This is a genomic window from Bartonella sp. AD328YNZD (assembly GCF_042196425.1).
In genome coordinates, this window is sequence record NZ_JBHIQG010000737.1 from 1 (window position 1) to 705 (window position 705).

Consider the following 705-nt stretch of genomic DNA (forward strand, 5'->3'; position numbering starts at 1 on the left):
AGCTGTTGAATTAATACATTCGTATGAGCACTAGTGCGTAAGAAAAATATTGAACAGACACGATCAAGCGCTTTGCCGCAAAGCTCAAAAGGCTGCAAAAAATTCTCAAGCGTTGGTGGTTCTTGCACCATCGCAATTGCCTCTAGTTCTTCTTCTGCTTCTTGAAGTGCCTGTTCAAAAGCGGGTTTAAAATCTTCATCACTTATAGAAAAAAAATCAGGAAGACCTGAAAATCCCTTCCAGTCCAGCACTGCTGCTTTTGTCATAATATTTTATGTCTCCATTATAAATTTAAACTGTAACAATTATCTTTACGACACAAATTGATAACATACTAAAACTATTTTGTGAGTTTCAAAACTACCTTTCAAAACGCTATTGAATAAAAAACCTGAAAATCGTACAGTTCTTCCATTTCAAACCATATTATATTGAAGCAATAAAGATTATTCGCTCGCACATCACAATAGAATTGCATATTAACAAAAACACTTGGAGAAAAGCATAATCTCCACTCTTTATAAAATATTGCTGTAGATTCTTTTGAAAATCAAAAACTTCATTAAAGAAATGATGGTAAAAATCAGAACTGATTTTTACATTTACGTTTTTATATTATCCTCAAATTAAGCTGTATTCTCGTTTCAGTGATTCAGAAACTTGTTCATAACTGATAATTTATCCTTGACTTTAACTTAAAATATT

1 pseudogene is annotated in these 705 nt (G+C 31.6%); it reads right to left on the reverse strand.

From position 1 onward, the window contains the following. Positions 1–266 (reverse strand): annotated as a pseudogene (locus ACFIO3_RS14755) (peptidase M3); the annotation flags it as partial. Positions 267–705: the final 439 nt, after the last annotated feature.